Genomic DNA, 680 nt, shown 5'->3' with positions numbered 1-680 from the left:
CCAAACCAAATCCAGGATTCAGCTGGTGTGTAGTGCCGTTCCAGACACTGCATAACAGACGCGAGCACACACTCAAATTTGCGGCAATGAAATCAAGCCTTAGCACAAAAATATGTGTTGAACATCGGCTAATTAGTACCGGTCACCTCCATCACTCACATGACTTCCAGATCCGGCCTATCAACCCCATAATCTATAGGGAACCTCAAAAGAAACCTCATCTCAGAACAGGCTTCCCGCTTAGATGCTTTCAGCGGTTATCCCTCCCATACGTAGCCAACCAGCCATGCCACGGGCGTGACAACTGGCCCACCAGAGGTATGTCCGTCCCGGTCCTCTCGTACTAGGGACAGCCTTCTACAAGTTTCAACGCGCACGGCGGATAGAGACCGAACTGTCTCACGACGTTCTAAACCCAGCTCGCGTGCCGCTTTAATGGGCGAACAGCCCAACCCTTGGGACCTACTCCAGCCCCAGGATGCGACGAGCCGACATCGAGGTGCCAAACCATCCCGTCGATATGGACTCTTGGGGAAGATCAGCCTGTTATCCCCGGGGTACCTTTTATCCGTTGAGCGACACCGCTTCCACAAGCCGGTGCCGGATCACTAGTCCCTACTTTCGTACCTGCTCGACCTGTCAGTCTCACAGTCAAGCTCCCTTGTGCACTTACACTCAAC

Annotated in this window: 1 rRNA gene (only partly in view); it reads right to left on the bottom strand. The window is 53.5% G+C overall.

The features are described 5' to 3' along the window. Positions 1–111: 111 nt before the first annotated feature. Positions 112–680 (bottom strand): 23S ribosomal RNA (locus CYJ76_RS11370); its annotated part runs 668 nt beyond the window's last position; the annotation flags it as partial.

Origin of the sequence: Kytococcus schroeteri (genome assembly GCF_002847825.1) — a bacterium.
Lineage (GTDB): Bacteria > Actinomycetota > Actinomycetes > Actinomycetales > Dermatophilaceae > Kytococcus > Kytococcus schroeteri.
This window is presented reverse-complemented; position numbering and strand designations above follow the sequence as displayed.